The following is a 23,769-nucleotide window of genomic DNA, read 5'->3' as shown; positions in this document are numbered from 1 at the left end:
AGCGGCGGCGCGGGGAGCGCCGGGGCCGCGTCACGCTAGCGGCGCGATCCCCTGCAAATTGCAGGGAAACTTGCAGACGCTACGGGCGGCGGTCCACGTCGCGCAGCTGCGCAAACGCGGGCCCGAGCGCGTCGTAGAGCGCCGCGAAGATCGGCAGCATCGCGGCGTAGGTCGCGGCGGCCGCCGGTTCTGGCTCGCGGACCTCGTCGATGACGATCAGCTCGGCGGCACGGTCGATCGACTCCACCAACCCCAGCGCCTCCATGCCGAGCAGGGCCGCACCGAAGCCCGAGCCCTGATGACCTTCGAGGAAGCCGATTGGCTGACCGAGCGCGTCGCAGAGCATCTGGCGCCACAGCTCGCTGCGGGCAAAGCCGCCGGTCGCGCGGATCTCACGCACCTCGTTGCCGGCGTCGCGCAGCGAAGCGAGCACGAGCGCGAGCTGCTGGCAGACGCCTTCCAGCGCCGAGCGCACGAGGTGCTCACGGCGGTGCGCGCGCGTCAGCCCGACGTAAGCGCCGCGCGGCAGCGTCGACCAATGCGGCGCGCGCTCGCTGAGGAGGTAGGGCAGCATCACCAGCGCGTCGCTGCCGGGCGGCGCCTGGGCGGCGATCTCCATCAACATCGCTTCGTCGTGCTCGCCCAGCTCTGGCGCGAGCGCGTCACCCGCCCATTGCAGGACGACGCCACCGTTGTTGATGGCACCGCCGACGAGCCAGCGATCCTCGGTCAAGGCGTAGCAGAACACCCGCCCGGCCTGGTCGATCACCGGGCGCTCGACCATCAGCCGCAGCGCGCCCGAGGTGCCGATCGAGCAGGCGGCGACGCCGGGGCGCACCGCGCCGACACCGAGGTTGGCCAGCGGGCCGTCGCCCGCGCCGAGGACGAGCGGGAGGTCGGCGCGGCAGCCGAGCGCCTCCGCGCCGACCGCCGTGAGCGACATGGTGTGCTTGGTCGGTGCCAGCGCCGGCAGCTGTGCGCGCACCACGCCCGCGACCGCGAGCGCCTCCTCGTCGTAGTCCAGCGCGGCGAGGTCCATCAGACCCGTTCCCGACGCAACCGAGTGGTCGGTGATCCACTCGCCGGTCAGCCGCGCCACGACCAGCTCCTTGACGCCGACCCAGCGCGCAACGCGCGCGAACAGCTCCGGTTCGTTCTCGGCAAACCACACCAACTTGGTCAGCGGCGACATCGGGTGCAGCGGCGTGCCGGTGTGGGCGTGCAGGTGCGGGCGCTCGGCGCGCAGCCGCTCGGCCTGCGGTGCGGCGCGCTGGTCGGCCCAGGTCAGCAGGTCGGTGATCGGCGTGCCGTCGTCCTCGAGCCCGACGAGCGAGTGCATCGCGGTGCTGAACGACAGCCCGGCCACCTCGACGCCCGCGTCCCGCGCGCCGGCGAGCGCGCCACGCGTCGCCTCCAGCACCGCGTCGACCACGACCTGCGGCGCTTGCACCGCCCAGCCCGGCTCGGGCTCCAGCAACGGGTACGGCACCTCGGTCGCACCGGACTCCTCACCGTCGGCATCGAACGCGGCGGCCTTGGCGCTCGTCGTCCCGATGTCGATCCCGATGATGGTGGCCTTGGTGCTCACACGATCACAGGCAGATCATGACGACGATCACCCGACTCCGGAGAGCCAGGCGGCGGTACCGTGGAAGACATGGACCGCATGCCCACCTGGCCCGTCGCCGCCGGCTCGCTGGCCCTCGGCTTCGCGGTTGCGCAGGCGACCGGGGTTCGGCCGCTAGGCGGCGTCGCGCTCCTCGCCGGCGCCGGCTGGTGTGCGCTGCGTTGGAAGGACCGGGTCGGGACCGGTCGCACGGCCGGCCTCGTCGGGCTCTACGCCGCGGCCTTCGTCGGCTCCCATGTGCTGGCGCATGCCATCGGCGCCTGGCCGTCCGTGGCCGTGGTCTGCGCCGTCGTCGCTGGCGGCAGCTATGCAGTCGCCGACGCCGCACCGGCGCGGCGTGCCATCAACGCCTGACTAGCGAGACGCTTGCGCCCGCGCGCCGGCAGCAATCCCCGAGCTGCGTGGCGGCACGGTCAGCAAGCTGGCCTGGACGAGCGCGACCTGGCGGCGGTGCGTGTCCAGCTCGCGGGCCAGGATGGCCTGGATGTGTTCCGCGTGCGACTGCATGGGCGGATCCTCGTGCGCGCCTAGGCGCGCGACGACGGAGGTGGCCCCCGAACGCAGGTACGGCCCACCCCACCATTTCAGTGCGCGCTAGATGAGGACCAGAGGTTGATGCCCGCGTCCACGGCGTGCTGGTCGATCGTCGCGAGCTCGTCGTCGGTGAACTCGAGGTTGTCGAGCGCCGCGAGGTTCTCGTCGAGCTGCTTCACGCTGGAGGCGCCGATCAGCGAGGAGGTGATGCGCGGATCGCGCAGCGTCCAGGCGATCGCCATCTGCGCCAGCGACTGCCCGCGCTCGGCGGCCATCGCGTTGAGCGTCTCGATGTGCGCCAGCGTCTCGGCGGTCAACATGTCGCGCTTGAGGAAGTGATCCTGGGCGGCGCGGGAGTCGGCCGGGACGTTGCCGCCGAGGTACTTGTCGGTGAGCATGCCCTGGGCCAGCGGAGAGAAGGCGATGGCGCCGATGCCCTCGCGCTCGAGCACGTCGAGGAGGTCTTCTTCGACCCAGCGGTTGAGCAGCGAGTAGGAGGGCTGGTGGATCAGGACCGGCGTGCCGAGGTCGCGAAGGATCTGCGCGGCCTCCTCGGTGCGGTGGCCCGAGTAAGAGGAGATGCCGACGTACAGGGCCTTGCCCTGGCGCACCGCGGAGTCCAGCGCCCCCATCGTCTCCTGCAACGGCGTGTCGGGATCGAAGCGATGGCTGTAGAAGATGTCGACGTAGTCGAGGCCCATCCGCTGCAGCGACTGGTCCAATGACGACAAGAGGTACTTGCGCGAGCTCCACTCGCCGTAGGGGCCGGGCCACATGTCGTAGCCGGCCTTGGTCGAGATGACCAGCTCGTCGCGGTAGGGCTTGAGGTCGGTGGCCAGCAGGCGGCCGAAGTTCTCCTCGGCGCTGCCGGCCGGCGGCCCGTAGTTGTTGGCCAGGTCGAAGTGCGTGACGCCGCGGTCAAAGGCGCGGCGCACGATGGCCCGCTGGGTGTCAGCGGGCCGGTCGTGGCCGAAGTTGTGCCAGAGGCCGAGCGAGATCGCCGGCAGCTTGAGCCCGGAGCGACCGCTGCGGCGATAGGGCATCGATGCGTAACGGTCCTCAGCAGGCAGGTAGTCCATGCGCATACGATGCCGTATGCCCATTACCACCAGCGACGACTACTCCGTCGCACATCTCTCTGACCTCGGCGATGGCCCGGGGATGCGCAAGATCCGTGTTCCGCTTGGCGTCACGGCGTTCGGGGTCAACGCGATCGTGCTGCCCGGCGGCTACGAGACCGGCGTGCACGCCCACGAGCGCCAGGAGGAGTTGTACTTCGTGCACACCGGGCGGATCGAGATCCGCTTCGGCGACGGCACCAGCCACGTCCTCGAGCCCGGTGGCTTTGCCCGCGTCGCCGCCGCGACCCCGCGCGCGCTCAAGAACCTCGACGACGGCGAGTCGGTCTACGTCTGCGTCGGCGGCGCCGACGGCTACGTGGGCCGCGACGGCGTCCAGGCGTCGTTTGCCGCCGATGGCACCGCGTAGGGCGTGCGCCTGCTCTTCGTCTGCATGGGGAACATCTGCCGCTCCCCGACCGCCGAGGCGGTGATGCGCGCGCTCGTGGCGCAGGAGGGCCTGGAGGACCAGATCGAGATCGACAGCGCGGGGACCGGCTCGTGGCACGTCGGCCATCCGCCCGACCGGCGCTCGACGGCCGCAGCCAAGGCGCGCGGGATCGTGATGGAGGGCGCGGCGCGGCAGGTGACGGTTGCCGACTTCGAGGACTATGACTTGCTCTTGGCGGCCGACGCAGACAACGTCGCCGCGCTCCGGGCGATCGCTCCTGACGACGGCGCGGCGGCGAAGATCCACCTGCTGCGCGAGTACGACCCGGCGGTCGACGGCGATCTCGCGGTCCCGGACCCCTACTACGGCGGGCCCGACGGCTTCGAGCACGTCATCGACCTCGTCGACGCGGCATGCCGCGGCCTGCTGGCCACGCTGCGCGCCGAGCGCTTCGTCTGACCGCACTCGGGTACGGTCACGCCATGGGCAACATCACGGGAGAGCGGTCGGTCGAGATCGACGCGCCGATCCAGCGCGTCTTCGACATCGCATCCGACATCGAGAACGCCCCTGCGTGGCAGGGATCACTCAAGGACGTCGAGGTGCTCGAGCGCGACGCCGACGGGCGCGCGGCGCTCGTCGACACCGTCAACGACGCGAAGGTCAAGACGGTGAAGAACAAGCTGAGCTTCACCTATGACTCGCCGACAGCGATTCGCTGGCGCCAGGAGAAGGGCGACGTGAAGTCCTTGGTCGGCTGGTGGAAGCTCGAGGATCTTGGCGGCGACCGCACCCGCGCGACCTATGCGCTGGAGGTCGACCCGGGGCGCATGCTCGGCATGCTGATCCGCGGGCCGGTCGAGGGTCAGGTGCGCGACTTCCTGCTCGGGAATGCCGCCGACGGCCTGAAGCGCACGGCCGAGAGCTGAGCGCGCGGCGCGCCGCGGTCGGCGCGCCGGCGTTCGCTAGCGTCGCTGGTCGATGGCCTCACCGCCACCCGCACCGCCCGCTGACCGCGGGATCGATCTCACAACGCTGTTTCTCAGCGCGGTCGCGTCGGCGTCCGCGGCGTACATCACGTCCAAGATCTGGGCGGCGGGCACGCTCTTCAGCGCCGCGATGTCGCCGGTGATCGTCGCGCTGGTCAAGGAGGGGCTGCGCAAGCCGACCGAGGCCGTGGCCAGCGTCGCGCCGAAGGTCGTCCCGGCATCGACGCGCTGGTCGCGGTCGGGCGCCAGCGAGCCCGGGCTTGTCGTCGATGGGACACCTGAGCCTGAGCCTCATGTCGACCCCGACGCCCCACACGTCGTCCTGCCGGCGGTCGTCGCCGCCGAGACCGGCCCGGTCCGCGTCTACTCCACGCGCACACGGCGTCTGCGCTGGCGCCTGGCGGTGATCACCGGCCTGCTCGGCTTCGCCATTTGCGTCGTGCTCTACACGGTGCCCGAGTTGATCTCGGGCAAGTCGATCGGGCGCGGCGGCAATGCGACCACGCTCTGGGGCGGGCACCGCCACCACACCAAGAAGTCCACAACGACGCAGACCACCCCGACGACGTCGACGAGCACCGAGACGACGCCGACCACGACCGACGAGACCAAGACCGTCACCCAGACGCAGACGGTCACGACGCCTGCTCCGGCGCCGTCCTCAGCGACACCCAGCACCGCAGCGCCGGCCACCGGGCCGTCGGCGGCCACGCCGCCATCGACGACCGCGCCCTGATCAGCTCGGGCGCTTGGGGTCCACGATGACGGCGCGGTCGGCCTTCTCGGCCTCGGCGAGCTTGTCGCGCAGGTAGGCCGCCTTGTCGGCGCGGCGCCGGTGCGCGCGCTCCTCGGCGGGCTGGTCGGCCTGGCGCGCGAAGCGGTCCTCTTCGCGGACGCGGCCCTCCTGGAGGTGCTTGAGCTCCAGGCTTCTGGTGTCGTCACGGCGGAGAGCCATTTCCGTGCGGTAGTACCCAGCCACGATGTCGGCAACCGCCGTCGCGTGGTCGTAGGTGGCGGTGGCCGTCGGCATTGGCCGAAACCTAGGCATGAGCGCTCTCGTTTCCAGTATCACCCTGGTCTCACCGCAGCCACTTGGCATGGTGCCCGTACCGTCGGGTGCGGGTAGCCGTACCTCGAGTTGTACGCGTCGTAGAATCCGGCGCCTGCCGTCCAGCGCCATCACGATCCGCCGTGCCGACCCCGGCGACGCCGAGCGCATCGCGACGATCTACAACGAGGGCATCGCCGAACGCCAGGCGACGTTCGAGACACGCCCGCGCGGGACCGCCGAGGTGGCAGGGTGGACGGTTCGCTCGCTGCCGGTGATCGTCGCCGAGGCCGACGGCCGGATCGTCGGCTTCGCGAAGATCGGCCCCTATTCCGAGCGTGACGTCTATGCCGGGATCGGCGAGCACGGCGTCTACGTCGCGGGCGACGCGCGGCGCCTCGGCGTCGGGAAGGCGTTGTTGGAGGCCTTGGCGGTGGCCGCGCTGGAGGCGGGGCTCTACAAGCTGACCTCGCGGATCTTCGCGACCAACACGGCGTCGATCGCCCTGCACGAGGCGGCGAGCTTCACGATCGTCGGCGTCCAACGTCACCACGGTCAGCTCGAAAGCGTCTGGCGCGACTGCGTGCTCGTTGAGCGGCTGCTCGGCGAGGCGGCGGACGCCGACGCGTCCTAACCCGCGAGCGCGAGCGTCACGCGGTCGGCCAGCAGGCGGCCGCGCACCGTCAGGACGACGCGTCCGTGGCTCAGCGGCTCGGGCTCGACGAGGCCGTCCTGCGCGAACTGGGCCGCGGTGGCGCGGGCGTCGTGGTCGAGGTCGTCGAGCACCAACCCCTCCTTAAGGCGTACCGCGAGCATCACGTGCTCCAGCCGGGCGCCGTCGTCATCGGGCTGCTCGCGACCCGCGGCCGGCGAGCGCCCTTCCTCCAGCATCGCCGTCCAGCGGGTCGGATGCAGGACGTTCCACCAGCGCACCCCGCCGACGTGGGAGTGCGCGCCCGGCCCGACGCCCCACCAGTCGCCGCCCGCCCAGTAGCCCATGTTGTGGTGGCAACGGTCGGCGTCGGTCCGGGTCCAGTTGGCGACCTCGTACCAATGCAGGCCGGCGGCGGCGAGGACGGCCTCGGTCGTCTCGTAGCGATCGGCGAGCACGTCGTCGTCCGGTGCCGGCAGCTCCCCGCGGCGCACACGCGCGGCCAGGCGCGTGCCGGGCTCGACGATCAGCGAGTAGGCCGAGACGTGGTCGGGCTCGGCCTGCAACGCGGTCTCCAGCGACAGCCGCCAGTCGGCCGCGCTCTCGCCCGGCGTGCCGTAGATCAGGTCGAGGCTGACGTGCTCGAAGCCCGCCGCGCGCGCCTCGCGTGCCGCGGCGACCGCGCGGCCCGGCGTGTGGTGGCGATCGAGCGTCTCCAGGACATGCGGCGCCGCGCTCTGCATGCCGAGCGAGATCCGCGTGAAGCCGGCCTCGCGCAGCGCGGCAAGCGCGACGGGATCGACGGACTCGGGGTTGGCCTCGGTCGTCACCTCGGCGCCGGGCGCCAGGCCGAAGCGCGCGCGGATCGCCTCCAGGATCTGCGCGAGCTCGGCGGGGGCCAGCAGCGTCGGCGTGCCGCCGCCGAGGAAGACGGTCTGGGCGGGCGGCGCCGCGTCGCCGAGCACGGCGCGCGCGAGGTCGAGCTCGGCCTCGACGGCCGGCGCGAACCCGGCCGGCGCGGCCTCGCCCGGGATGTAGGTGTTGTAGTCGCAGTAGCCGCAGACCGAGGCGCAGTAGGGCACGTGGACATAGACGCCGAAGGGCCGCTCGGGCGCGCCGAGGCTGCGCAGGGCCGCCGCCGGCAGAGCGCCGTCAGCGGGCGGGCGTTCGCCGTCGGGGAGCCGGGCCATAGCGGCGTCGAGCTTATTAGGACTCGGCGCGGATCCGGGTCGCTCAGAGCTGCCAGGGGCAGCGCTCAGCGACCCAGGTTCGCGGAGCGGCGGGAGGCTCTTGCAGCCGCATCGCCAGCTAAGGTCGCTGCCGTATGCGCGCTCGCGCGGGAGTCCTGCTCGCCCTCATATTGGCTATCGCCGCCGCCGGTTGTGGCGCCAACAAGGACCACGACACCTACGTCAAGGCCCTTAACAAGGCCCAGACGGGGCTGGCGCACCGGTTCGCCAAGCTGCAGTCGCAGGTCACGCCGACCAGCAGCGCCGCGCAGGACAGCAAGACGCTGCGCGCTTATGAGGCCGCGGTGGGGACAACGGTCACCGACCTTCGAGCGGTCGATCCGCCGGATGGACTGGCGGCGCTGCACCGCCGCTTCATCGACGAGGTCGCGGCATACGGCAGCGCGCTGCACAAGGCGCGCGCAGAGCTCACGGGCGAGGACCCGCGGGCGATCCTGGCGGCACAGGGCCGGCTGCGCAGTGCGGTGACCGCCACAGGGCGCCAGCTCGACGCCACCATCCAGGCGATCAACCAGAAGCTCCAGGGGTAACGGTGCTGAGCCGGTTGCGCGCGGCGCCCATCATGGTGCCGACCCTGCTCGCCGTGGGCGTGTTCCTGGCGTGGACGCCGCTCGACGGCGGCCAGCCGATCACGCGCTGGGGGCCGGGCGCGATCTTCCTGCTCGCCTTGCTCGGGCTTGCGCTCATCGCCCTGCCACCGCTGCGCTGGGTCGAGCTGCCGGACACCGTGCGCGTCGCCGCGCTCGCGCTGGGCGCCTTCACCGTCTGGTCCTTCTTGTCGATCGCCTGGGCCGACGACGGCGGCGTCGCGCTCGAGGGCGCCGACCGCACGCTGCTCTACTTGGTGGCCTTCCTGCTCTTCGCGCTGTGGCCGCAGCGGCCGGCCACGGCGGCGTGGGTGCTCGGACTGTGGACGTTCGGCATCGGCGCGATCGCGGTGATCACGCTCGTGCGCGTCGGCGCGGTCGCTGACCCGGCGACGCTCTTTGACGGCGACCGCTTGACCGAGCCGGTCGGCTACGCCAACGCCGAGGCGGCGATGTGGCTGATGGCGTTCTGGCCGGCGGTGACGTTGGCGGCCAGCGGCCGCATGCCGTGGCCGGTGCGCGGGGTCGCGGCCGCGCTGGCGGTCGTCCTGCTCGACGTCGCGCTGTTGAGCCAGAGCCGTGGGTCGATCCTAGCGCTGCCGGTCTGCGCGGCGCTCCTGGTGGCGATCGTGCCCGGACGGCTGCGCACGATCGCGGTCCTCGTGCCGGTGCTCGGGGCGGCCGCCGCCGCGCTGCCCAAGGTGCTCGACGTGGGCGACGCGCTGGACGGGACCGACGCCGGCGCCGTGCAGGACGCAGCGAGCTCGGTCACCGCGACCGTCCTGCTGCTGGCGATGGCCGCGGGCGTGGTGGTGGCGCTGGTCGCCGCGTGGGAGACGCTGCGCCCGCCGGCGGCTGCGACGAGCGCGCGGATCCGCAAGACGTGGACGGCGGTCGTCGTCGCGGGGGCGATTTTCGGCGCGGCCGGCGGGCTCGTGGCGGTCGGCAACCCCGTCCACCGCCTCGACCACGCCTGGCACTCGTTCAAGGGCGGCTACGACGACAACGCGAGCGGCGGCAGCCGGCTGACGGCCGGGCTCGGATCCAACCGCTATGACTTCTACCGGGTCGCGCTCGACCTCTTCGCCGACCACCCGATCACGGGCGTCGGGGCTGACAACTTCTTCCAGGATTACCTGCAGCGCGGCCACAGCAACGAGACGCCGCGCAACCCGCACAACCTGGCGCTGCGGACGCTGGCGCAGACCGGGATCGTCGGGACGCTGCTGCTGCTGACCGCCTTCGCGGCGGCGCTGGCTGCCGCGTGGCGGGCGATGCGCGGCGCCGACCCGTTGGCGGCCACGGTTGCCGGCGGCGCCGTGCTCGCCTTCCTGTACTGGGTCGTGCACGGCATGACCGACTGGTTCTGGGAGTGGGCGGGCCTCGGCGCGCCCGCGTTCGCCCTGCTGGGCCTGGCCTGCGCGCTGGCGCCACGGCGGGTGGGGGAGACCGAGGGCGCTGGTGCTCCGGTGCCGGCGCGGCGACGGCCGGCCGTCCTTGTTCTGGCCGCCGCCGCGCTCGTCCTCGGCGCGCTGGCCATTGCCGGCCCGTGGCAGGCCGAGCGGGACGTCGAGCGGGCCGGTGCGGTCTTCGTCCAGCGGCCCTTCGAGGCCTACTCGCGCCTGGACCGCGCGGCCGACCTCGATCCCTTGAGCGACCGCCCGGCGCTGATCAAGGGCTCGATCGCGCTGCGCTACGGCGACCTGCCGCGTGCCCGCGCGGCGTTCGAGAACGCGCTTGATCGCAACCGGCGTGGGCAATACGCCACGCTCGAGCTCGGGGCGATCGCGTCGGTGCAGGGTGACCGCGCCCGGGCACGGACGCTGCTGGGACGGGCGGTCGCGCTCGCACCCCGCGACGGCACCGCCCAGGAGGCGCTTGCGGTTGTCCGCGACGGCGGGACGATCGACATCGCGGCCCTCAATCGGCGCATCCTGAGCGCCGGGCAACGCCTCACGCAAGGGTGAGATTTCTCACCCACGGCGGTCCTTCGACGGACGGCGGATGCTTATCGGAACACCAGGTTGCGGTGGTACGTTCACAGCCCGGTTCTCCCCACGCGTTATGACTCCCCGCTCCTCGCTCCTCGCTCTCGTGATCCTGCTGCTGTTCCCGGCTGCGGGCCGCGCGTCGGACCCGCTGCTCAGCGGCTACGCCGGGCCCGGTGGCGGCGAGCAGGTCGTGCTCGGCGGCGGCATGGTCGGCGGTGGCGGTGGGACATCTGGTGATGGCGCGGCGGCGACGGGCGACGAGAGCCTGCGTGCAACGGGTGGGCGGGATGCGGCTAGCGCGGCTGCGCCAAATACGTCGGGCACGCTCACGGACACGCCCCAAAGGCGCAAGAGCTCGTCCTCTCCTGCGTCTCATCCCAAGACGATGTCCAGCGGGTCGACTACCACCAACAGCCTCACCGGTGCGCCGCAGACCGTTGCCTACCCGACCCGCGCCGGCGCGGTCGGCGGGCTGCCGATCTCGGCCGGGGGAATCCTCGCGCTCGTTGCGGCAATCGCGCTCTTCTTCCTGGCGGCCGTCGGCCTCCGACGCCTGTCGGTGGGGTCAGAAGACGCCCCCCGGCGCCCTCAAGTGTCGTCATCGTGACGCCGACATCTGGGGATAGTCGGGAAGAGACGTGAATCGCATCGAGTTCAGCCGCCAGACCGCCGAGGCCGTGCCCCTGCACGCGCCGGTCTCTGGGCTGCCCGCGAGCGCTCCCGATGTCCCGATCCTCCTGCCGCGCCACGAGATCTCGGGCCTGCGGCGGACCGTCCAGTGGCGCTTCCTACGCCCGATCATCGATGCCGTCGGCCTCGTCGGCGCGCTCGTCCTGGCCCTGCGCTGGCCGCACGAGCCGGTGCCGCTGCGCGAAGGCTGGCCGCTGCTGCTCTTCCCACCGCTGGTCATGCTCTTGCTGCTCATCCGCGGCATGTACGAGCGGCGCCTGCGGCCCACGATCCTCGACGGCGTCGTGCCGATCGCCGGTTCGGTGTCGATCGCGGCGATGTTCGTCGTCGTCTTGCAGGTCTACGCCGGCGGGACCGCGACCGTCTCCTCCGTCGCGGCCCATCTCTGGGCGACCGCGATGCTCGGCGTCGGCGGCGCGCGCATCGGGCTGCTCGGCGTGCAGCGCCTGGCCCGCACCCGCGGCCTCGACGGCGCCCCGACGCTGATCGTCGGCGCCGGCAACGTCGGCATGCGCCTCGCGCGCCGGCTGGTGGCAAGCCCGGAGTACGGCCTCCTGCCGGTCGGCTTCCTCGATGCCAACCCGTTGCAGGGCGACGAGATTCCCGGCATCCCGGTCCTCGGCTCACCCGACGAGCTCGACTGGGTCGCGCAACTGACTGGCGCCGAGCACGTCGTCATCGCCTTCTCCTCAGAACCCGACGAGCGGCTCGTCGACCTCGTCCGGCGCTGTGAGGCGCTCGGCCTCGAGGTCTCGCTCGTGCCGCGTCTGTTCGAGTCGCTCAACCACCGTGCGACCTACGAGCCGCTGGGTGGGACGCCGCTCATGGGCCTGCGCAGCGTGCACCCCAAGGGCTGGCAGTTCGCCCTCAAGCATGCGTTTGACCGCCTCGGCGCCGCGCTGCTGGTCCTGCTCTTCGGGCCGCTGATGGCGGCGATCGCCCTGGCGGTCCGCATCAGCTCGCCCGGCCCGGTCGTCTTCCGTCAGCGCCGCGTCGGCCGTGACGGCACGGTCTTCGACCTCTTCAAGTTCCGCTCGATGCGGATGCCCGACCCGGCGACCGAGGGCTTCCGGCCCGGCCTCGACAGCGCCCCCGGCGGCGTCGAGGGCGCCGACCGCCGCACGCTCATCGGGCGCTTCCTGCGCCGCACGTCGCTCGACGAGCTGCCCCAGTTCTTCAACGTCCTGCTCGGGGACATGAGCCTCGTCGGCCCGCGGCCCGAGCGCCCGGAGTTCGTCGAGCTCTTCGAGACCGACATCCGCCGCTACGGCGACCGCCACCGCGTGAAGTCCGGCGTGACCGGCTGGGCGCAGGTGCACGGGCTGCGCGGCCAGACCTCGCTGAGCGACCGGGTCGAGTGGGACAACTACTACATCGAGCATTGGACGCTCGGCCTCGATTTCAAGATCCTGGCCATGACCATGCTCGTCGTGCTGCGCCCCGCCGAGTAGCCCTAGGATGGGGGCGTGTCCCCGTTCTGGATCTGGATGCAGGCCATCATCTTCGTCTGCATCGTCGCGAGCATGATCATCGCGACGATCAAGTTGGTGTAGCGCTTAGACTCCGCCCCCATGTTCCGGACGATCGTGGTGGGCACCGACGGCTCTGAGACGGCGAGCAAGGCCGTGGGACAGGCCGCCGAGCTGGCAGCCAACGTCGGCTCGACCTTGCTGATCGTGTCGGCCTTCGCGCCCGTCGGCCCGACCCGGCTGCGCGAGGAGTCGTCTCAGGCGCCGGAGGACGTGCGCTGGATGGTCAACCCCCGCGAGGACGTCGACGCGACGCTGAGCGGCGCGGCCGAGGTCGCGCAGGAGAAGGGCGTCGAGGTCGCGCTCTTCGCGCGTCAGGGCGATCCGGCTGATGCGATCCTCGATGTGGCCGAGGAGCAGGGCGCTGATCTGATCGTCGTCGGTAACAAGGGCATGACGGGCGCTAAGCGCTTTTTGTTGGGCTCGGTGCCGAACAAGGTGAGCCATCACGCGCCGTGCAGTGTGCTGATCGTCCGGACGACGTAGGGAGCGGCCGGCCAGCCGCAGGGTTGGCCCGCGGCTGGCCGGTCGTTTCGGCTAGGCCGCCGCGCGAGCGGCTTCGTACTTGACGAACAGGTGGTCCAGGGCTTGGGCCGCCAGGCGGTCGACGGTGATCTCTGCGAGGAGGTCGGGATCGATCGGCTTGTCGACAGGTAGGCCGTCGAGACGGTCGTTGTTGCAGAGGGCGAGGTCGTAGCGGCGGTGGCGCAGCTGTTCGATGAGGTCGTCGGTGAGCGGGACCTCGAAGGACTCGGTGTCGGGGTTGACCTTGTTGGGGTCCCAACCGATGGCGGTGATGAGTGCTGTTGCGGCGCTGAAGCGCATCGCGAGCGCGTATTGGGCGTCGGGGCCGTAGAGGAGGAAGTCCTCGAAGAGCTCGTGGCCGAGGTCCATCATCTTCTTGGTCTCACGCCGAAGGACGTCGGCGGTCTCGCGATCGACGACGAGCATGCGGGCGTGGGTACGCTGCGGGGTACTCATGGGAGTTGATGCTCCTTGGGTCATGCCCCCGGCCGTTGGTAGCGGCGCGGGGGTGATGTATTTGGATGAGGAGCGGAGCCTAGCCGGTGGGTCGGACGGAATCGGTTGATCGCGGAGAGTTCCTGCAAGGTCGCGAGGTTTGCCGTCTACCAACAGCCCCAACAACTCCAGGGTGGGGTAGCGGACCGCCTGAGACTGTCGTCGTGGGGCGTTGGTCGCGGGACTGGCGTGGTGTGTTGCGAGCGCCTTGGTGGCGCGTCTCTCTTGGTGTTCCGCGCAGACGTTGGTCGGGGTGCAGGCGGGGTTTGTGCTCATCGAGGGGAGTGAGCGGGGTTGGCTGCTCTGGGCGTTGGCTCGTCGTCCGCTTTGGCTCGGGAGGGTGGGCCTGGGTGGCGCGATGTGCTCGCGTCAGACAGGCCCACCTTGGCCCTCGACCCGAAACGACCCGGACGACGCCTGCGCCGGGATCCGGGTCGTCTGTCCCCTCATATGCGAGGGCCAGACGCCCCGGATCGATCCGGGGCGTCTGATGGTGAACTATTCACCACGAGGCGACCCGGATCTCGAGCGTGAGCGAACGCCGACTCGTACGGGGTCAGACCCCGCGACAACGTGGCGAAGTCGCAACGGTCCGGGGCGCCCTGGCGCAATTCCGACACAAACCGCGCGGCGGCGCGTCGGCGGCGCGAGGGCGTTGAACAAGGAGGTGATCCGGGATGTCGCCATCCGCGCGACGCCCCGTTCGGTGCCCACACAAACCGAACGCCGAACCACGCCCCAACACTTTCACCCAACGCCCCAGACCACACGAGCGTGGTGGCGATCGTCCCGGAGCGCCGCCCAGCCAACCACCCACCGAATAACGACCCACCGCAACGCAGCTCTGCCACGCCTCCGAGAGGAGACGAGGACGCCTCAGGACACCGGCACCGCCGGGTCCGTCGCCGCCGCGGCGTTGATCAGGCCGTAGCCGTAGCGCGTGTCGTAGCCCACCGGACCGAGGTCGCGGGCCGTCGTCTCCAACCGCCGCTCGACGGCCTCGGGTGTCGGGTCGGCGCCGAGGATGCCGCTGGCGATCACCAGTGCGGCGGTCGCCGAGACGTGGGGGACTGCCATCGACGTGCCCTGGTAGCCCCGCGGGATGCCGAAGTGCGTGCGGTGGATCCCGATCAGCGTCATCTGCGAGATGTTGCGCCCGGCCTTGCCGTTGGGCGTGCAGCCGACGTCGTCCAGCGGCGCGTCGGGGCCGCCGCCGGGCGCGACCAGGTCTAGACCGCTGCCCTGGTTGGAGAAGTCCGACAGGCAGCCGTGCTCGGTCGTCGAGCCGACCGACAGGACCTTGCCGTTGCGCGCCGGGTAGGCGATGGCGGTGTCGGCTTCGTTGCCCGAGGCGGCGACGACGATCGCGCCCTTGTGGCGCGCCTCGGCGATCGCGTCGATCAGCTGCGGGATCTGTCGGAAGCCGACGTCGGAGGAGAACTCGAGGCTCAAGTTGATGACCTTGGCGCCGTGGTCGGCGGCGAAGCGCACGCCGCGGGCGATGACGGCCGCGTCGCCCTCGCCGCTGTCGTCGAGAACCTTGACCGGCATGATGCTCGCGCCGTAGGCCAGGCCGGTGAGCCCGGTGCCGTTGTTGGTGGTCTCGGCGATCGTTGAGGCGACGTGGGTGCCGTGGCCGTTGCGGTCGTTGGCGAACGGGTCGTCGCCGACGAAGTCATAGCCGGCGACGAAGTGCGTGCCCGCGAGGTCGGGGTCGGCCGGCGTCTTGCCGAACTGCCGATAGGCGATGCCGGTGTCGAGCACGGCGACCTTGACGCCCTTGGCGCCAGGCCGGCCCGCCGCGATCAGGTGGCCCCAGGCATCGGGCGCGTTGACGCCGGCCGGGCCGGCGAAGTTCCACTGCACCGCCGCCCAGCGGCCGGCGGTGCTGCCGCGGCCCGGGTCGTTGGGGAGATAGGCGCCGGCGGCGCGGGCGACAACGTTGCGGACCGCGTAGCGGACGTCCTCGCGTGCCCGCAGGCGGCGCAACGCCGCCGGGACGTCGCGCACATGGAGCACCCGCGGCGTGCCAAGTCGCGCGGCACCCGCCGACGACGCGTGCGCCGGCGCGCGGTAGGCGACGACGACCTCGCCGGGCACGGTGCCGGCGTGCGCGGAAGCGGGCGCCGACGCGCATGCGCAGACTACGACGAGCGCGGCCCCGGCAAGGCAGCGGGAGAAGGTGCGGACAGGCAGAGAGGGCACGGGCTGGAGAAGGAACCCTCGCGAGGAGGGGAAGTTCCTCCATGATGACGCGTCGATGGCCACATCGGAGCATCACGAGCGGTGGATGGGCGCCGCATTGCAGGAGGCGCGCGCCGCGATGGTCCACGACGACGTCCCGATCGGGGCGGTCGTCGTTCACGATGACGGGCGCGTGATCGGCCGCGGGCGCAACGAGCGCGAGCTCCGCGAGGACCCGACCGCGCACGCCGAGGTGCTGGCGCTGCGCGAGGCGGCCGCCGCGCTGGGCACCTGGAGGGTGCTGGAGAGCACGTTGTACGTGACGTTGGAGCCCTGCACGATGTGCGCGGGCGCGATCGTCCTCTCGAGGATCCCGCGCGTGGTCTACGCGACCGCCGACCCGAAGGCCGGTGCGGCCGGCAGCGTTCTCGACGTCCTTGCCGACACCCGCCTCAACCACCGCCCCGAGGTCGTCGCCGGCGTCCTCGCCGACGAGGCGGCCGGGCTCCTGCGGTCCTTCTTCCGCGCTCGTCGCTAGGCTTGGTCTTCGCAGTGGAGGGGTGCCGGAGTGGTTGAACGGGGCGGTCTCGAAAACCGTTGTACGGCTTCGTCGTACCGAGGGTTCGAATCCCTCCCCCTCCGTCTCGGTCCGAAGGCCGCCAATTGGCGGCCTTCGGCGTTCTGGACACCGTCGTCCTCGCCAGTTATTCTTTACGGATGTTGCAGACCGTAAAGAAGGCGGCCGCCCCGACGGAGACCACGAGGATCTCCAGCAAGCACCAGATCACGATCGGGCGCAGGGCGTTTGCCCGGGCCGGGCTGAAGACCGGCGACGTCGTGCAGGTCCGAGCGGTCGGTGTCGGGAAGGTGCTGCTCGATCGCACCGACGAGCTGGTCGCGCGCTACTCCGGCGCACTGAGCTCTGGCGGCGCATTGCGCAAGCAGGTCGACGAGCTGCGCGACGAGTGGGACTGACGCTGCTGGACACGGGCGTCGTCATCGGCCTCCTTGACGCCGGCGATGCCTTCCATAGGGCGAGCCACGAGGCGATCGTCGGCCTGATGGCCGACGACGCGTTCTTCTGTATGGCCACGGTCTCCTACGCAGAGCTCCTGACCGGTGTCGGGTTGGGGCATCACGACAGGGCGATCGTCGAAGGATTTCTGGACGACTTCTCGGTAGCCATCGTGCCGGTGGACCACGCGATCGCCGCCGAGGCCGCGCGGATCCGCTGCACCCACACCCAGAAGATCAGAGGCGGTGGCCGGCGCCCGACGGTCAGGATGCCCGACGCCCTCATCCTCGCGACAGCCGAGGTCACTGCGGGCATCGACAGCATCCTCGTGGCCGACGCTCAGTGGCCGGCCGTGAAGCTGTCGGTCGACGTGACCCTGCTCGCTGCCGGCTAAGCCGACGCCGCGGCCTTCTTGGCCGACTTCTTCTTCACGCTGCCCTTGCCGTGTGCGCCGACGACCCGGAAGGCGCCGCGCATGAACGGGTGGATGCGGCAGAAGTAGGTGTAGGTGCCCGCTGCGAGGTTCTTCGGCGTCTTCCAGGTATTGCGCTGGGCGGCGGGGGTGAACTTGCCGCCGACGGCCGGGAGGTCGGGGCCGTAGCCCAGCTCGCCGGAGTCGAACTGCACGTTGCCGTTGGCGATCGGGTAAGCGATGCCCGTCGTGCGATCACAGGGCTGCTTGCAGGCGGTGATCGTGTGGTAGGCCGACGCCTGGGCCGTCATCAGCTTCGTAGCGTCCAGGTTGGTGAAGGTCAGCGAGTGGCCGGCCTGGACGGTCGGTGGGCGGCCGTTGACGCCGGTCAGGCTGAGGTCGCCCTGACCGTAGATGTAGCCCTTGATGTCGATGTTGGTCGGCATCGAGCCGTCGATCATGTCGCGAGCGTCGGGGAGGCCGGAGTCGGGCGCGCCGCCGTGGTTGTCGTTCTCCTTGAGGTGGCCGTGCGTCACCAGCCCGCGCGTGTCGATCGGCTGCGTGAACGGATCCTTCGCGCCGTTGACGATGCCGTCGGCGTAGAACACCACCATGATGCCCATCGACTCATACCAGGAGGCCTGGCGGGTGTCGTAGGTGACGGTCGTGTTGATCTGGTCACCGGGATGCAGCGCGACGCGCCAGTCCGGCTTGGTGCCGGTCATCGAGACATCCCAGGACACGGCGCCCGCCGGCTCGTAGTACTTGGCCTGGGAGCGGAAGAGCTCCTTGGTCGTACCGGATCTCGTCGCGGTCAGGTCGTTGTAGAGCCCGCCCGGATGGAGGTGGCCGGCGGTGGAGATCAAGGTCATGTCCTTGGGCACCGTCCACTGGTGGGCGACGCCGATGTCCTTCTTCTGCGCGGCCGACGCCTGCGTCGGGAAGGTGAACTTCCCCTTGGTCCCCTTGCCCTTGAGCGCGTCGAAGACGGGGTAGGGCTTGATGCCCGCGACGTCCATCCACAGCGGCTTGACCTCGGTGATGCCCGCTGCCGCCGGCTCACTGTCGGGGACGAAGTCGAGCGTGTACTTGATGTACACCGAGTCGGCGTTCGGCGTGAGGTTGTGGATCATGTAGTTCATGATCCAGCCGTCGCTCGGGTTGTAGTGGTACCCGAAGCCCTGGGGCATGGAGAAGATCGTCTTCTCCTCGCCGGCGGCGAAGGTGGGGTAGATGGTGTTGTTGCGTGCGACGAGCCAGACGCCGTGGTGCAGGTGGATGACGTCGACCCGCGGCGTGTCGTGGCCGCCCTGCTTGTTGACCTTGGCGTAGACGAGGTCGGGCTGGAAGCGCGTGATGTAGCCCGGGACCTGCGGCTTCTCGGAGTTGGGCTGCGCCTCGATCGTGTTCTGCCCCGGGGCGATCTTGACCGGCCCGTAGAGGTAGGTCATGTGCTGCATGCCCGGATACGTGGCCTCGGGGACCGTCTGGACCGCCGAGATGTGGGCGCCGGGCAGCGGCGTCGCGGCCGATGCGGTGCCGCCCAGCGCGGCCAGCGCCAGCAGGGAGACCAGCGCGGTCAGGGCGCGGATCGAGGACGACGAACGGGACGGCATGGGACGGAGACAGGTCCTTGGATGGCGGCCGGATCTGGGGTCCGGCGGGTCGGCAAGTGCGAGCCGAGGGTACCGAAGACCCAGGTCTTCAGCGCCATGTAGCGCGTGACGGTCGCGACAAGGCTCGCGGTGACGAGCACGGTGAGCTCCAGCGCCAGTGAGGGGGTCTGATCCAGCGCGTGCAGCACGCCGAGCGCGCCCGCCGTCAGTCCCAGCGTGATCGCGTACACCGCGGCACCCGCCGCGTGCTGGCTCAGCAGGCCGCGCCGGCTCATGATCCCGAAGGTGAGGCGCCGGTTGGCCGCCGTGTTGGCCACAGCGGTGACCGCCAGCGCCACCGCGTTGGCGAGGCCTGCCCCCAGGCCCCCGTCGCGGAAGCCGAGGAAGAGCAAGGCATAGGCGATGGTCGAGACCAGTCCGACGGCGGCGAAGCGCGCGATTGGCGTGGCGAACGCGAGCCGGGCCACACCTTTGAGATCCTCGATCGCGGTGCCGACGATGTCTACGCGCGAGTCGGGATCGTCCACCCAGTCGACCGGCACCTCGTGGATCCGCAGGCCGTCGCGGCCGGCGAGGACGAGCAACTCGGTGTCGAAGAACCAGCCGTCGTCGCGGATCTGCGGGAGCAACTGCGCCGCCGCGCCGCGCGTGATCGCCTTGAAGCCGCACTGCGCGTCGGTGAAGCGCACGCGCAGCGTCGCATGCAAGATGGTGTTGTACGCACGCGAGATCAGCTCGCGCTTGGGGCCGCGCACGACCTCGGCGCCGCGCGCGAGCCGTGAGCCGATCGCCACGTCGCTGTGGCCCGACAGCAGCGGCGCGACGAGCGGCAGCAGCCCGCGCAGGTCGGTCGACAGATCGACGTCCATGTAGGAGACGGCGCGCGCGTCGCTGCGCGACCACGCCTCCCGCAGCGCCAGGCCGCGGCCCTTGCGGTCTAGCCGCAGGTAGGTCACGCCGGGCAGGTCATCGGCCAGCGCGGCGGCGATGGACGGCGTGCCGTCGGTGCTCGCGTTGTCGGCGATGACGATCCGCCAGGTGAAGGGGAAGCTCTCGGTCAAGAAGCTGTGGAGACGGCGGATGCTGTGCTCCAGCGCGGCCTGCTCGTTGTAGACCGGGACGACGATGTCGACATCGACGCTGGGGCTGTCGTAGCGGGGCATGGGTCAGAAGATCGACGCCGCCGCCGTGAGCCCGGTGGGATCTGCCTGAGAGCCGTCTGAGAGCGTGGGCTCAGGGAGCTCCCAGCAAGCCTGTGGGAGGTGCTCAGGGCCGCCGCCGATGCTGCTGGCATGTCGACCGCCACCTCCGCCGATGTGCGCGCTGCGCGCACCCCCACGACCTCGCTGCGCGACCGCGTGCGCGCCGTTCGGATCTCCGTTCCTGCGCCTGAGCTGCTGGCGCTCCTGGTCGTTGCCGCCGTGCTCGACCTGTGGGCGCTGGACCGCAACGGCTGGGCCAACACCTATTACTCGGCCGCCGTGCGGTCGATGTCGGGCAGCTGGCACAACTTCTTCTACAACTCGTTTGACTCGGCCGGCGTGATGACGGTGGACAAGCCGCCGCTGGCGCTGTGGGTCCAGGCGCTGTCGGTCCGGGTGTTCGGCTTCAGCTCGTGGAGCATGCTCGTGCCTCAGGCGCTGATGGGCATCGGCACGGTCGCGTTGGCCTATGACCTGACGCGGCGCGTCTTCGGGCGACCGGCAGGCTTCGTCGCGGGCCTCGTGCTCGCGCTGACGCCGATCACGGTCGCGATCTCGCGCCACAACAACCCCGATGCGCTCGTCGTGCTGTGCTCGACCGCCGCGCTCTGGTTCACCGTGCGCGCGCTGCTCGACGGCCGGACGCGCTGGCTGGTGTGGGCAGGCGTCATGGTCGGCCTCGGCTTCGAGACCAAGATGGGCGCGGCCCTGCTCGTCCTACCGGCGATCGCAGCCGCCTACCTGTGGGTGGCGCCGCGCGGGCGGCTGGTCGCCGTGCGCCAGCTGCTGACCGGCGGCGCGGCGCTGGCGGTCGTCGGGCTGGCGTGGCCGATGTTGATGTGGTTGACGCCGGCCTCCTCGCGTCCGTGGATCTCCGGGACGTCGGACAACTCGATCTGGTCGTTGATCCTCAACTACAACGGCGTCGGGCGGCTGGACGGACAGGCCGGCGGGCCGGGTGGCACAGCCGGCGGGATGGGTGGGGGCGGTGTCCCTGGCGGCGGAGGCGGAGGCGGTGGCATGGGCTCCGTCTTCGGCGGCGACACCGGCATCACGCGGCTCGTCGACGCCTCGCTCGGCGGCCAGGCCGGCTGGCTGATCGGCATGGCGCTGGCCGGCGGCCTGGCGGTCGCGGTGCTCACGCGCCTGCGGCGCACCGACGCGCGGACCGGGTGGATCGTCGCCGCCGGCGGCGCGTTCTTGACCACCGCGGTCGCGTTCTCCTACGCCAAGGGCATCTTCCACCCCTACTACGTCTCGATGCTCGCGCCGTTCACCGCGGTGCTGATCGGGGCGACGGCGGGCACGATCCTCAAGGGCGGCGTCGCGGCCCGGGTCGTCGCGCCGATCGCGATCGTCGGCGGGCTCGTCACCGAGGTGATGGTCATGCACCGAGCGGCGACCGACACGGAGTACCTGATCCCGATGGCGGTTGCCCTGAGCATCGGCGGTGCCGCCGTGCTGGCGGCGCGGGTCCCGGCGAAGATGCGCGGGATCGCGCTAGCGGTCGCGCTCGGCGCGCTGCTGATCGCGCCGGCGTCGTGGGCGACGCAGACGCTCGGGCACGCCACGAGCGGCACGTTCCCGGCGGGTGGGCCGGCGTCGCAGGGCATGGGCGGCGGACCGGGCGGCCGCGCTGGGATGCGGGGTGGTCCGGGCGGCGGTGGATTCGGTGGCGCCAACGGCGGCGCGCCTCCGCGGCTGCCGGGCGGCACAGGCACCGGGACCGGCACCTCGTCTTCGGGCCAGATTGCGCCGCCCGCGGGCTTCTCGCTCGGCGGCGGCGCAGGCAACACCACCAACAACGCCCAGGGCGTAGGCGGCGGCATGTTCGGCGGCAACGCCAACCTCACCCAAGCACTTGCCTACGCCAAGAGCCACGGCGGCGGGACCGTCGGCGTCTCCTCCCAGCAGGGCGCGTCGGACGCGATCATCCGCTCCGGCAGTGACGTCGCCGCGCTCGGCGGCTTCTCGGGCCGCGAGAGCGAGGTGTCGGCCACCTGGCTCGCCCAAGCCGTCAAGGACGGCCGCATCCGCTACGTCCTGGCCGACGGCACCAGCGCCATGGGCAACGACGGCCGCGTCGGCTCCAGCGCCCTGATGGCCGTCGTCCAGAAGGTCGGCAAGGAGACCTCCGTCAGCGGCCTCTACGACCTCCACGGCACGGCCGCCGCAATCGCTGCTGCGGCGTAGCCACCGCTTGGACAGGGGTGGGCCTGTTTGCGGCCGGTATGCGTCGCGAAACAGGCCCACCCCAGCGTGTGGAGGTCGTGCTCGACTTGCCCTTCCCGCCGCCGTCGGCGACGATCGGGTCCATGGCCCCCGTGGATTACGTCGTCGTCGGCGCCGGCTCAGCCGGCTGCGTGCTCGCCAACCGCCTCACGGAGGACCCGAGCGTGCGCGTCCTGCTCGTCGAGGCAGGGGGCAAGGACCGCAGCCCCAATATCAAGATCCCGGCGGGCTTCGCCAAACAGTTCCACACCAAGTTGGACTGGGACTTCGCGACCGAGCCCGAACCGCACTGCAACGGTCGCTCGCTCTACATCCCACGCGGCAAAACGTTGGGCGGCTCGAGTTCGATGAACGCCATGCTCTACGTTCGCGGCCGGCCGTTGGACTATGACTTGTGGGAGGGCGAAGGCGCCGCGGGCTGGGGCTGGGAGGACGTGCGCCCCTACTTCCTCAAGGCCGAGCACAACGAGCGCGGCGCGTCCGAGCACCACGCGGTCGGCGGCCCGCTCAACGTCGCCGACGAGCGCTCGCCGCGCCCGCTGACCAAGCGCTTCCTCGATGCCGCCGAGCGCGTCGGCATCCCCAAGATCTCTGACTACAACGGACCTGAGCAGGACGGCGCGGCCCTGGCGCAGGTCACCCAGCGCAACGGCCGCCGCTGGTCGACGGCCGACGCTTACCTGCGGCCCGCCCAGGATCGCCCGAACCTCGAGATCCGCACGGGCGCCCATGTCGCCCGCATCGCGCTGGACGGCGACCGCGCCGTCGGCGTCGTGCTGCGCGACGGGCGCGGCCGCGAGGAGACGGTGCGCGCCGAGCGCGAGGTGCTGCTCAGCGCGGGCGCGATCGGCTCGCCGCAGCTCCTGATGCTGTCGGGCATCGGTCCGGCCGATCACCTGCGCGAGGTCGGTGTCAACGTCGTGCTTGACAGCCCGAACGTCGGCGCCAACCTGATGGACCACCCGTATGTGGTGTGCGTGTGGGAGTCGACAGTAGGGGAGTCGCTCTACGGCGCCGACAAGCCCAAGCCGCTGCTGGAGTGGCTGCTGCGCCGCTCAGGGCCGCTGACCTCGTCGGTCGCCGAGGCGCTCGCGTTCGTGCGCAGCCGCCCGGGGCTGCCGGCCGCCGATCTCCAGTACCACTTCGCGCCCGCCTACTTCGTGGACAACGGCGCAGAGGAGTTCGACGGCCACGCGTTCACGCTCGGCCCGGCCCTGATCAGCCCTAAGAGCCGTGGTCAGATCCGGCTCGCCGCCGCCGATCCGGTCGCCAAGCCGAGGATCCTGACCAACTCGCTGTCTGAGCCCGAGGATCTCGCGGCGCTGGTCACCGGCGTCGAGCTGGCGCGCGAGATCATCGCCGCCGAGCCGCTGCGGTCAGCCGCGGGGCGCGAGATCTACCCGGGCGCCGACGTGCGCGACGACGGCGACGTGGAGGACTTCGTCCGCCGCAACCTCGAGTTGCTCTACCACCCGTCCGGCACCTGCCGCATGGGCGGCTCTGACGCGGTGCTCGACCCCGAGCTGCGCGTGCGTGGTATCGACGGCCTGCGGGTCGTCGACGCCTCCGTCTTCCCGATCATCCCCGGCGGCAACACCAACGCGCCGACGATCATGGTCGCTGAGCGGGCCGCCGACCTCGTCAAAGGGCGCGTGGCGGTGCCCGCAGCGCGCGCCTGAACA

Annotated in this window: 25 protein-coding genes and 1 tRNA gene; 17 read left to right on the top strand and 9 right to left on the bottom strand. The window is 71.2% G+C overall.

The genetic code is table 11. The features are described 5' to 3' along the window. Positions 1-79 precede the first annotated feature (79 nt). Positions 80-1,588 (bottom strand): gluconokinase, encoded by a 1,509-nt coding sequence (locus VGO10_RS12860; protein ID WP_327468894.1) that lies wholly within the window; start codon positions 1,586-1,588, stop codon positions 80-82. Between the two features lie 78 nt (positions 1,589-1,666). Between VGO10_RS12860 and VGO10_RS12855 the strand changes: the two genes are divergently transcribed. Continuing rightward, positions 1,667-1,981, top strand: coding sequence for a hypothetical protein (locus VGO10_RS12855; RefSeq protein WP_327468892.1), 315 nt, complete (start codon positions 1,667-1,669; stop codon positions 1,979-1,981). Here VGO10_RS12855 and VGO10_RS12850 read toward each other — a convergent pair whose 3' ends face one another. Then, the gene (locus tag VGO10_RS12850; RefSeq protein ID WP_327468890.1) at positions 1,982-2,134 is read right to left on the bottom strand and encodes a hypothetical protein; all 153 of its coding nucleotides are present in this window, start codon (positions 2,132-2,134) and stop codon (positions 1,982-1,984) included. 77 nt (positions 2,135-2,211) lie between these two features. Next, positions 2,212-3,240, bottom strand: coding sequence for an L-glyceraldehyde 3-phosphate reductase (mgrA, locus tag VGO10_RS12845; protein ID WP_327468888.1), 1,029 nt, complete (start codon positions 3,238-3,240; stop codon positions 2,212-2,214). A gap of 16 nt (positions 3,241-3,256) precedes the next feature. Here mgrA and VGO10_RS12840 point away from each other — a divergent pair, with 16 nt between their 5' ends. The 4 genes from VGO10_RS12840 to VGO10_RS12825 are packed head-to-tail and all read left to right on the top strand — an operon-like array spanning position 3,257 to position 5,395. Then, on the top strand, positions 3,257-3,649 hold the full coding sequence (locus VGO10_RS12840; protein WP_327468886.1) for a cupin domain-containing protein: 393 nt from the start codon (positions 3,257-3,259) through the stop codon (positions 3,647-3,649). Between the two features lie 3 nt (positions 3,650-3,652). After that, positions 3,653-4,129, top strand: coding sequence for a low molecular weight protein-tyrosine-phosphatase (locus VGO10_RS12835; RefSeq protein WP_327468884.1), 477 nt, complete (start codon positions 3,653-3,655; stop codon positions 4,127-4,129). A 23-nt stretch (positions 4,130-4,152) separates the two neighbouring features. Beyond that, positions 4,153-4,599 carry a type II toxin-antitoxin system RatA family toxin gene (locus VGO10_RS12830; protein WP_327468882.1) on the top strand — a complete coding sequence of 149 codons (447 nt, stop codon included), beginning with the start codon at positions 4,153-4,155 and terminating at the stop codon, positions 4,597-4,599. A gap of 52 nt (positions 4,600-4,651) precedes the next feature. Next, positions 4,652-5,395, top strand: coding sequence for a hypothetical protein (locus VGO10_RS12825; RefSeq protein WP_327468880.1), 744 nt, complete (start codon positions 4,652-4,654; stop codon positions 5,393-5,395). Here the strand turns inward: VGO10_RS12825 and VGO10_RS12820 are convergent, their stop codons facing one another. After that, a complete protein-coding gene (locus VGO10_RS12820) occupies positions 5,396-5,689 on the bottom strand; it encodes a hypothetical protein (RefSeq protein WP_327468878.1) in 294 nt (97 codons plus the stop codon). A gap of 67 nt (positions 5,690-5,756) precedes the next feature. Between VGO10_RS12820 and VGO10_RS12815 the strand changes: the two genes are divergently transcribed. Next, entirely contained in the window at positions 5,757-6,341 is a 585-nt protein-coding gene (locus tag VGO10_RS12815; RefSeq protein ID WP_327468876.1) for an arsinothricin resistance N-acetyltransferase ArsN1 family A, read from the top strand. Here the strand turns inward: VGO10_RS12815 and hemW are convergent. Then, complete coding sequence (gene hemW / locus VGO10_RS12810; RefSeq protein ID WP_327468874.1) at positions 6,338-7,549, bottom strand: radical SAM family heme chaperone HemW; 1,212 nt, start codon at positions 7,547-7,549, stop codon at positions 6,338-6,340. The two genes, VGO10_RS12815 and hemW, sit on opposite strands and share 4 nt — an antisense overlap. 134 nt (positions 7,550-7,683) lie before the next feature. Here hemW and VGO10_RS12805 point away from each other — a divergent pair, with 134 nt between their 5' ends. The 5 genes from VGO10_RS12805 (at position 7,684) to VGO10_RS12785 (ending at position 12,892) form a co-directional block, all read left to right on the top strand. Further along, positions 7,684-8,139: a hypothetical protein gene (locus tag VGO10_RS12805; RefSeq protein WP_327468872.1), complete on the top strand. Its 456-nt coding sequence runs from the start codon at positions 7,684-7,686 to the stop codon at positions 8,137-8,139. 32 nt (positions 8,140-8,171) lie between these two features. Further along, entirely contained in the window at positions 8,172-10,163 is a 1,992-nt protein-coding gene (locus VGO10_RS12800; protein WP_327468870.1) for an O-antigen ligase family protein, read from the top strand. A 127-nt stretch (positions 10,164-10,290) separates the two neighbouring features. Then, a complete protein-coding gene (locus tag VGO10_RS12795; RefSeq protein WP_327468868.1) occupies positions 10,291-10,794 on the top strand; it encodes a hypothetical protein in 504 nt (167 codons plus the stop codon). 31 nt (positions 10,795-10,825) lie between these two features. Further along, the gene (locus VGO10_RS12790; RefSeq protein ID WP_327468866.1) at positions 10,826-12,328 is read left to right on the top strand and encodes an exopolysaccharide biosynthesis polyprenyl glycosylphosphotransferase; all 1,503 of its coding nucleotides are present in this window, start codon (positions 10,826-10,828) and stop codon (positions 12,326-12,328) included. A gap of 120 nt (positions 12,329-12,448) precedes the next feature. Next, the gene (locus tag VGO10_RS12785; RefSeq protein ID WP_327468864.1) at positions 12,449-12,892 is read left to right on the top strand and encodes a universal stress protein; all 444 of its coding nucleotides are present in this window, start codon (positions 12,449-12,451) and stop codon (positions 12,890-12,892) included. Between the two features lie 51 nt (positions 12,893-12,943). On the opposite strand, the gene VGO10_RS12780 is transcribed toward VGO10_RS12785, so the two are convergent. Beyond that, positions 12,944-13,387, bottom strand: a complete 444-nt coding sequence (locus VGO10_RS12780; protein ID WP_327468862.1) for a hypothetical protein — start codon at positions 13,385-13,387, stop codon at positions 12,944-12,946. A 915-nt stretch (positions 13,388-14,302) separates the two neighbouring features. Further along, the gene (locus VGO10_RS12775; RefSeq protein WP_327468860.1) at positions 14,303-15,631 is read right to left on the bottom strand and encodes a S8 family serine peptidase; all 1,329 of its coding nucleotides are present in this window, start codon (positions 15,629-15,631) and stop codon (positions 14,303-14,305) included. A 55-nt stretch (positions 15,632-15,686) separates the two neighbouring features. Here VGO10_RS12775 and tadA point away from each other — a divergent pair, with 55 nt between their 5' ends. The 4 genes from tadA to VGO10_RS12755 all read left to right on the top strand — a co-directional run bounded on the left by tadA (position 15,687) and on the right by VGO10_RS12755 (position 17,019). After that, positions 15,687-16,148 carry a tRNA adenosine(34) deaminase TadA gene (tadA, locus tag VGO10_RS12770; RefSeq protein ID WP_327468858.1) on the top strand — a complete coding sequence of 154 codons (462 nt, stop codon included), beginning with the start codon at positions 15,687-15,689 and terminating at the stop codon, positions 16,146-16,148. A 16-nt stretch (positions 16,149-16,164) separates the two neighbouring features. After that, positions 16,165-16,252: transfer RNA gene (locus VGO10_RS12765), tRNA-Ser, on the top strand. Between the two features lie 75 nt (positions 16,253-16,327). Then, positions 16,328-16,585 (top strand): hypothetical protein, encoded by a 258-nt coding sequence (locus VGO10_RS12760; protein ID WP_327468857.1) that lies wholly within the window; start codon positions 16,328-16,330, stop codon positions 16,583-16,585. Beyond that, entirely contained in the window at positions 16,576-17,019 is a 444-nt protein-coding gene (locus VGO10_RS12755) for a PIN domain-containing protein (protein ID WP_327468856.1), read from the top strand. The genes VGO10_RS12760 and VGO10_RS12755 overlap by 10 nt, the downstream gene beginning before the upstream one ends. Here the strand turns inward: VGO10_RS12755 and VGO10_RS12750 are convergent. Both VGO10_RS12750 and VGO10_RS12745 read right to left on the bottom strand, forming a co-directional pair. Next, entirely contained in the window at positions 17,016-18,653 is a 1,638-nt protein-coding gene (locus VGO10_RS12750) for a hypothetical protein (protein ID WP_327468854.1), read from the bottom strand. The two genes, VGO10_RS12755 and VGO10_RS12750, sit on opposite strands and share 4 nt — an antisense overlap. Beyond that, a complete protein-coding gene (locus VGO10_RS12745; protein ID WP_327468852.1) occupies positions 18,617-19,816 on the bottom strand; it encodes a glycosyltransferase in 1,200 nt (399 codons plus the stop codon). The genes VGO10_RS12750 and VGO10_RS12745 overlap by 37 nt, the downstream gene beginning before the upstream one ends. A gap of 129 nt (positions 19,817-19,945) precedes the next feature. Here VGO10_RS12745 and VGO10_RS12740 point away from each other — a divergent pair, with 129 nt between their 5' ends. Together VGO10_RS12740 and VGO10_RS12735 are read left to right on the top strand one after the other, a co-directional pair. After that, positions 19,946-22,048 carry a glycosyltransferase family 39 protein gene (locus VGO10_RS12740; protein WP_327468850.1) on the top strand — a complete coding sequence of 701 codons (2,103 nt, stop codon included), beginning with the start codon at positions 19,946-19,948 and terminating at the stop codon, positions 22,046-22,048. 122 nt (positions 22,049-22,170) lie between these two features. After that, a complete protein-coding gene (locus VGO10_RS12735) occupies positions 22,171-23,766 on the top strand; it encodes a GMC family oxidoreductase (RefSeq protein ID WP_327468848.1) in 1,596 nt (531 codons plus the stop codon). Positions 23,767-23,769: the final 3 nt, after the last annotated feature.

The sequence above is a fragment of the Baekduia sp. genome (assembly GCF_035996765.1).
Taxonomy (GTDB): Bacteria; Actinomycetota; Thermoleophilia; order Solirubrobacterales; family Solirubrobacteraceae; genus Baekduia.
Note: the sequence above shows the minus strand (reverse complement) of the source record. Positions and strands in the feature narration are given on the sequence as shown.